Origin of the sequence: Pseudundibacterium arcticum, assembly GCF_042646465.1 — a bacterium.
Classification (GTDB): Bacteria; Pseudomonadota; Gammaproteobacteria; order Burkholderiales; family Burkholderiaceae_D; genus Undibacterium_A; species Undibacterium_A arcticum.
Window position 1 is genome coordinate 1 of record NZ_JBHRTP010000077.1, and the last position, 7,259, is coordinate 7,259.

9 protein-coding genes are annotated in these 7,259 nt (G+C 54.9%); 8 read left to right on the forward strand and 1 reads right to left on the reverse strand.

Annotation, left to right across the window (positions count from 1 at the left end):
* The first annotated feature begins 203 nt into the window (after positions 1-203).
* Together ACFOFO_RS20740 and ACFOFO_RS20745 are read left to right on the forward strand one after the other, a co-directional pair.
* Complete coding sequence (locus ACFOFO_RS20740; protein ID WP_390322546.1) at positions 204-875, forward strand: hypothetical protein; 672 nt, start codon at positions 204-206, stop codon at positions 873-875.
* 230 nt (positions 876-1,105) lie between these two features.
* Positions 1,106-2,008 (forward strand): HNH endonuclease, encoded by a 903-nt coding sequence (locus tag ACFOFO_RS20745; protein WP_390332700.1) that lies wholly within the window; start codon positions 1,106-1,108, stop codon positions 2,006-2,008.
* Positions 2,009-2,390: 382 nt separating this feature from the next.
* Here ACFOFO_RS20745 and ACFOFO_RS20750 read toward each other — a convergent pair whose 3' ends face one another.
* Positions 2,391-3,230 (reverse strand): PKD domain-containing protein, encoded by an 840-nt coding sequence (locus tag ACFOFO_RS20750; RefSeq protein ID WP_390332703.1) that lies wholly within the window; start codon positions 3,228-3,230, stop codon positions 2,391-2,393.
* A gap of 296 nt (positions 3,231-3,526) precedes the next feature.
* Between ACFOFO_RS20750 and ACFOFO_RS20755 the strand changes: the two genes are divergently transcribed.
* The 6 genes from ACFOFO_RS20755 to ACFOFO_RS20780 all read left to right on the forward strand — a co-directional run.
* The gene (locus ACFOFO_RS20755; protein WP_390322540.1) at positions 3,527-4,099 is read left to right on the forward strand and encodes a recombinase family protein; all 573 of its coding nucleotides are present in this window, start codon (positions 3,527-3,529) and stop codon (positions 4,097-4,099) included.
* A 99-nt stretch (positions 4,100-4,198) separates the two neighbouring features.
* Entirely contained in the window at positions 4,199-4,381 is a 183-nt protein-coding gene (locus ACFOFO_RS20760) for a hypothetical protein (protein ID WP_390322539.1), read from the forward strand.
* A 228-nt stretch (positions 4,382-4,609) separates the two neighbouring features.
* On the forward strand, positions 4,610-5,488 hold the full coding sequence (locus ACFOFO_RS20765) for an ImmA/IrrE family metallo-endopeptidase (RefSeq protein WP_390322538.1): 879 nt from the start codon (positions 4,610-4,612) through the stop codon (positions 5,486-5,488).
* Positions 5,489-5,534: 46 nt separating this feature from the next.
* A complete protein-coding gene (locus tag ACFOFO_RS20770) occupies positions 5,535-5,810 on the forward strand; it encodes a hypothetical protein (RefSeq protein WP_390322537.1) in 276 nt (91 codons plus the stop codon).
* A 531-nt stretch (positions 5,811-6,341) separates the two neighbouring features.
* Entirely contained in the window at positions 6,342-7,052 is a 711-nt protein-coding gene (locus ACFOFO_RS20775) for a hypothetical protein (protein WP_390322536.1), read from the forward strand.
* An 18-nt stretch (positions 7,053-7,070) separates the two neighbouring features.
* A partial coding sequence (locus tag ACFOFO_RS20780; RefSeq protein ID WP_390332704.1) for a hypothetical protein occupies positions 7,071-7,259 on the forward strand: 189 nt, incomplete at its 3' end.

A 7,259-nucleotide genomic window follows, 5' to 3' on the forward strand; every position in this document is an offset into this window, starting at 1 on the left:
CGCGAAATCACGATCCACTACATCTAGTAGGCTTGGGAGCTAACCGGATAAGCACGCGATGATCGTCAACAAGCTCAAGGGAACACCACCTGCCAATATGGGTTGATGTCTGCCTGTCGATGCTCCCCGATAATTACTATATCGGCGAATCAACCTCGGCTGGTTCCCGCTGGTAGCCCTAAAACTAGATTGCAGGAGATTCAATGTCTGACCAGTCAGCAATCACGACGCTCGTACTTAAGGCCATAGAAACGCTGCAACCAAGCAGCACAGATGTAGCGCGTCATATAGCTGATATGCGAGCGGCGCATCCGTCGATGTCGAAAGATGGACTTGCAAGTAAATGGGCCGACCAAATCTGCTGGCGCTATGCATCTGAGGGCGCAGTCACTGCTTTACCTAGTGTGATTCCGGGCTTAGGCACAGTAACTCAGATTGGGATTGAGGCTGGTGCCATCTCAGCGGATCTTGCTTACATGCTCCGATGCATGGCCGGAATGACAATCGGAGTGGGGCAGATCTATGAACGAGACACCGACGCTTCTTTTAATCAAGACTTTGTCAGAGTTCTCGGTCTTTGGTGCGGGGTACTAACCTTAGGGAAAGAGGCGACAGTCCGGGTTACAACAAAAATTGCTATCGCGCAGTTCAAACGTGTGCCCGCAGAAATCTTTAAACGCATAAACCAAAAAGTGGGAACGACTATCGTTACAAAATACGGGGCGAAGCGCGGTGGTATTGCTGTTGGTCGTTTAGTTCCATTCGGCGTTGGTGCTGTGGTTGGGGGAGGCTTCAACTGGGCAACGATGAAGGGTTTCAAGACGGCAGCTGCCAACTATTACAAAAGCGATGATTCAATCCTTTTTGAAAACTAATCGGCCTAACACGTCCCTGCTGACCGCATTTGTTGGCGGATGAAATCTGTCGTTAAACATCCGCTTGTCGCAACGCTGATCGTCTCGGTAAGATCATAAGCAGACATCCACAATTACGACAGAAGTATTTAGCTCGGCCAACACAAGGTGGCTTATTATCTTATCAATTATCTGTGGCGGCAGAATAGCGGCGCTGCCGCCACCTGTCGGCAGGAAACTAAGGGGGTTCTTTGAACGAAGAGATAACGCACTGGTTTGAGATTCCATTGCTCACGCGCGAGCCATTTTTGGCAATCAATCTCAGCAACCGCAAGGCATCAAGCCGAAGTACAAACAAAGTACTGTTCGGCACCAATCAAACTGGACATTGGAATATTCCACATGCGGCGCTAAACGTCGGCCTTGAAAGAAAAACGGTCCTTCTTTTTTATACTAACCCAAACCAGGGTACTGAGCTGTACGTCGGCAAAGTCGCGTCCAAGGTAGTGACGAGTAAAACGCAGCACCGTCCGCCGCGGGACCGATACACGGTCACTGTCATGAAGTGTTGGAAGAAAGTGGGCCAAACCGGCGTTACCTTTTCTGAGTTCTTCACCGGTTTCAGGATGAGTTCAAATCCGACTGTGGTCTGGATTGACGGACGTGATTATATGCCGCCGCCGGGACAAGATGGAATCGACAGTAGTTCAGTCCCGTTACAGCTTGCACCTGGTGGATTTAACTATATGGCTATGGTGGCACAACGAGCCAATCATGACATTTTCGCAAGGGATGTGAGGGCGGCATGGAACGGCGCTTGCGCTGTGACCGGCCTTAGTGCGCCCCGGCTGCTACAAGCTGCACATCTTATACCTTGGAATGTCGCAAACCGCCGCGAAAAAACCAACTTGTACAATGGGCTGCTTCTTTGCGTACACTTGCATGCGCTGCTCGATTCTCATCTGCTTGCATTTGCAGACGACGGCGCTTTGCTCCTAGCGAAGGATCTTCCACCTGGAGTCAAAAAACTTGTACTTTCTAGCGGAAAAACCTGCTTGCGCAGGCCCACAAAACCAGAGCAGATCCCCTTTCTCCGGCGTCACCGAGAGGCTGCGCAGGAAATGCATAATCTGATGCCCGTTAAGTGCAAGTAACAAACAAAACACCGTAGGACTGAACGCCTACAGCGATTCATCATGCCTGCCTCCCTAAGGGCAGACTCTACATTCTTGCCGTACTAATTCAAGGGGGCAAGTTATCTGCATTCAGAAAGGTCGACCGTTCGGGGGTAAGATCAAAACCGGCCAATTGGTTTCCCACTGCAGTTGTTCTTGAAACCACCGCCCAAACAAAATAGATTACATTTTGTCGAGCCTATGAGCGCGCGCTTAATGCTTCAGCTCCCCCAGTCCGCTGCAAACATTACCCAGCATGCCGATAAGATTGACCATGCCTCGGTCAGCAATTTGGCTTGCGCTGTCGCCGATTTTCTCTAGCTATTCAAGGGTGATGTGCCCCCTCGCGCGTCATTTATGCTCACTTCCCGAACGGGTTGACAAGTATCCCGCTGACTTCTGCCGCGCTCAGATTCCCGTTCTTGGATGCCGTCACCTTCACCGTTGCAGTATTGCTGTTGGCCTGCCCATCATTGACGACGAGCGAAAACACGTAATTACCTTGGGTCAAGGGCGTAAACGTCGGCCTCACCGTGGTCGCGCCAGACAACGCCACGGACGGGCCGAACGTCTGCGTCCAGTGATACGCCAATGGCTGCGGCTGATGGTCCGGATCGACACTGCGGCTGCCGTCCAGCGTCACCAGGCTGCCAATACGCGCCTTCTGCTTGTCGCCGGCATCGGCCACCGGCTTGACGTTACTGACTACTGTAGTGGCGAACGTCAGCGTATCGATCGCGAAGCTGGAACCACCGTCATGGATCGCGACACGGGCAATCGGGTTGCCCGAGGAAGCCACCGAGACAAGCAAATTATTAGTAGCCCCAGGCGTGACTGATTGCCCAATCAAAACACCGCCTACGTCATAGGCGTAGATGCCGACACTGGTATCCCCTGAGACATAGGCCGAGACAGTTTGAATCGCACCAGTGATGGTGGAGTTCAAGGTGAACGTCATCAGACCGGTCTGGGCGAAGGCAACGTTCGCCCCCGTATTAGCAGGCCAAGGGGTAGCAAGAGCGTTAGATACAGCCGCGCCGGAAATCGTGACCCCGACACCCTGGTATTGCGTGGTAAGAGTGGTTCCATCTGGATATTCATCGAACGTCAGCGTGGTTGTGGTGGCCAGCGCACTCGGCGCCGCACCCAGCCCGATCAAAAAAGACAACAGACCCAATACGGAAAGTAGATATCTGCGCACGGCCGTACTCCTTGGAAGTGGTTTTTGTTGTTTAACAGCCGGCTTGGCCTGGTCTGTCTCCTTCAATAGCTTTTAACTATTCGACGATTCGTTGGCTTTTGCTTTGCGTATGCGCAAGGACTGAAATTAGAATACGTACCGGTCTCGGTATCCCGAGGCTTCACCTGTCAGAAAAGGACCGTATTCCAACACCACAAAAATGCCACTTGTTTGGCTGTTATCAATATAGGGTTGCGATTTTCTGCCATGCTGGAAACGTGGACACGCGTTTTCCAACAGTCAAAGGAACCGACAAAATGGCAATTTTCGGATACGGTCGGGTATCGACGTCGCTGCAGATGGTCGAGAACCAGCGTCTTGAAATCGAGCGGGCCGGCTATGCTGTCGAATACTGGTTTGCCGACACCGTGAGCGGCTCAGCGCACGCAGCGCAGCGACCGCAGTTCAAGGAACTGTTCGACAAGATTCGCCGCAACGACACGCTTGTGGTGGCCAAACTTGATCGGCTCGGACGCGATGCACCGGACGTGTTGGCGACCATCAAGCGCCTGGCCGAGCGGAAAGTCGAAGTCATTGTTTTGCAGCTCGGCAAGCTCGATCTGGGTTCGCCCGCCGGCAAGTTGATGCTGGCGATGCTGGCGGCGGTCGCGGAAATGGAACGTGACTTGTTGGTGGAGCGCACCCAAGCAGGATTGGCCCGAGCCAAGGCGGAAGGAAAAACGCTCGGCCGGCCGCCTAAAACGACCGTAGCGCAGCGCCAAACGATGACGGAATTGCATGGGCGCGGTGATAGCATCAGCAGCTTGGCGCGGCGCTTCAACGTGTCCCGGTCCACCGTATTGACCGTCGTCACGCCCAAGGCAATCTGATGAAAAACCGCCTTTTCAATATGTGCCGCACCATCATAAAGTACGTGGTGCGCCGACGATCTGATGCCTTGGCGGCCCGTGTGCGCGGGCGGAGATCGCATGCGACAGGTCAAATGCCCAGATTTTATGCATCCCGACCGTCGTCGTGCGCCTGAATCCGGCGCAAATAGCGGCGGGTATCCGTTCGAGGGTGCGATCAAATTCATCACGACGGAAGGTGACGTGTGGGTCTTCCCCAATGGGCGTGTCATCGACCTGCGCCCACCGCAAGAACACCGGTGACGCCATGCGCCACGCTGGCGCCTGCACGATGCCAGGGTTGCACGACATTCCGTGAACCTAGGCCGACTTGGCCCACGCCAGGAGCAGCACGGTCTGGATTGTCGATAATGGAATCGGCCCCCGCCCCCTCGTCGCTGCGGGTGAGCGAAGCAGCACCGTGCGCAGGTAATCCTGTAACTTTTCCCGCCGTTGTGCCCCGGGGTGACCTAAGAATTGATGGAGATCGCAATGGAAAATGTCGAAATTGTCGATACGGCGGCGGGGAATCGGCTCCTGCATTTCGAGGACTGCCAATCAGCGATTGATCAATTGTTTGCGGAATCGCTTGCCACGAACGGCGTGGATGGATTCCATGAATTCCTGGAATTTGTTGTGCGCTTCAACAACTTATCGATATACAACGCGATGCTTGTGCGTGTTCAGCGGCCAGGATCAGGGGCTGTGGCTTCACGGCGAAAATGGAAAAGTATCGGACGACACGTCAAGTCCGATGCTATACCTATAGTGATTCTCCGAGCTTTCGGACCAGTGTCGTTCCTGTTTGAGCAGGGGGATACGGAAGGCGACTCATTACCCGGAGAAAATGAAAACCCATTGTTCGCGGCGGGTGAGTTATCTCCGACAATTTATGAACAAACATGCAAAGCCGCCGCGAAATACGAGGTTCACGTAGAGGAAACGCGCTGCTACGGTGCCTTGCTGGCAGGGACTGCTTCAGGGATTAACATTATGCCTGAGACGTGTAAGGCAATATGCGCGGATGATAATAGCACGACGACAGTTTTCCGAATCAAGGTCAACGCCACACACAATTTGCCGACCCGGTATGCCACGCTGGCGCATGAATTAGGGCATGTCTATTGCGGCCACGTTGGTGCAGACTCGAAGGGGCGTTGGCCGGGCAGAATGCATCTAAACCATGCACAAAAAGAAGTTGAAGCTGAGGCCGTTGCATGGCTGGTGTGCAAACGCAACGGCGTGCTGACCAAATCGCGTGAGTATTTGAGTAGTCTGATGGAAGATATTGACCTCTCCCCAATCAGCATGTATGCAATGCTTGAGGCCGCCAATCGGGTGGAATCGCGTACACCGCCGAGGGAGAAATAACGTCTGGTGGCGTTTTCAAAGGAGCAGCCGTTAAGCCCAAGGAAGCATGAAAAGCTATTTATCTAGCATCATCGGCGCGGTCGTCGGATGCGTGCACCGCCGTCGCCTGGATGCCCTGCGCCGCTGCACTAGCGAGAATGGCATGTGGCAAATCACGGAATGCCCAGACTTTCTCGATAGGCACCGTCAGCACCCGCCCGAACTTGTTGGTGAAGGCGGCGCTGATGCGCGCAATCACGCGGTCGATGTCAGCGCTGCTGATGGGCGCATGTGCTTTGTTCTCGACGGAGACCGCGTCGTCTTTCTTGGCACGCGCAAATAGCGCATCGCTGTCGTCGTCCTTGGCTTGATCCTTGCCGATCAGTTCGACCAGCGGCTCGGCCCACCGGACGGATGCAGACAGGGAAAGCGGACCCTACGCCGATAGCGGCGGGGTACTGTTCAGCACAAGGCCACAGCCACGCCATCGACCACGGCTAGGGTGACGATACCGGGTGACGGTCACGCCAGCAGAACGTCGCGGCAATGCAAGTGGATCGATGGGCTGGTTCGCACCCCAACGGGTCCTTGATGAAGTCGGGGACACCTCGCGAAGGGCAAAAATCCGTACGCTAAGATCGAACGGCCGGAGTCGACCGAGCTTGTGTAAAAACGCAAATGCGACAAAATTTCGTAGGTAGGAACACCCTTGCCGATGTCGAGAAAATCGCATTAGCGGCCGTTTTGAGAGGTCGATTTTTCTTTCGACGAAATTATTTTGCGTTTTGACACAGCCTGGACCCATTACGGTCGGTCAACTTCCAGCAAAGCGGTCGTTGTTAAGATGAGGCGAACTCATGCAATACTCATCACCATGTCACCACCTCTTCGTCTTGACTCTTCTGACGCGCTGCCCGCCGCGTTCGTCGCCCGCTTGGCCCGTCATCGGCATCTGTTCCAAGATCACGAGTTCTTGGATACCGTCCCTGAGAGCCGGTCGGTTCGCTCCATCGCCGACGACCTCGAGGCTTACCTTAAGCAGCAGCGCATCCACGGCTATCACTGCACCAAGGAGCCATCGCCCGGCTTCTTCGAGACACGCGGCCTCCGTCCAACCAACGTTCAGGCCCATCAGGCTGAATTCCTATCAATGTTCGGAGACCAGTTCACCGCAGATGAGGTCACCGAGATGAAGGCTGCATGGGAGGATTATTTCGAGCGGCACGGGCAGCGCAGGCTGCGAGATGGTTTTGTTTGGGCCTGCCTTTCCCGGTCCCTGGTCAAGACCTCCGGGACCGAGACGTTCTTCCGATTCTTCGGCGGCGAGTCAATCTTCATGCCGCTGAAGCAAGATTTATCAATTGCGTCGAAGCTGGAGACAATCGGTCGCGCGGTCGTCGTTGAGGTAGCCCTGCCCGGAGACGTCCTGAAGGCCGGGTACGAAATGTCCCTTGCCGTGCTGAGTCGCCATCACGCAACGATTCGTCCAGACGCTTATCCCTACGAGTCTGAGGCGCGCTTGCGCCAAATGGTGCCGCCGACGGACATCATCTGCGTGACGCCGCTGAGCGAGTTTCAGCCGTAAGCTCTGCGCGAAGCGACCATGCCCTTCGACCGCCCTACCCTCGAAGCCGCCATCCAGGCCTCCGGCGGCGCGCAGCAGCCCGACGACCAAATCGATGGCCTCTTGGCCAAGCTTCAGGTATTGGAGACCACGGGGTGCGTAATCCAGCCAAACTGGACGCCTAATCCGCCGCAAACTGGACACGCATTCCACGCCAAACTGGACACT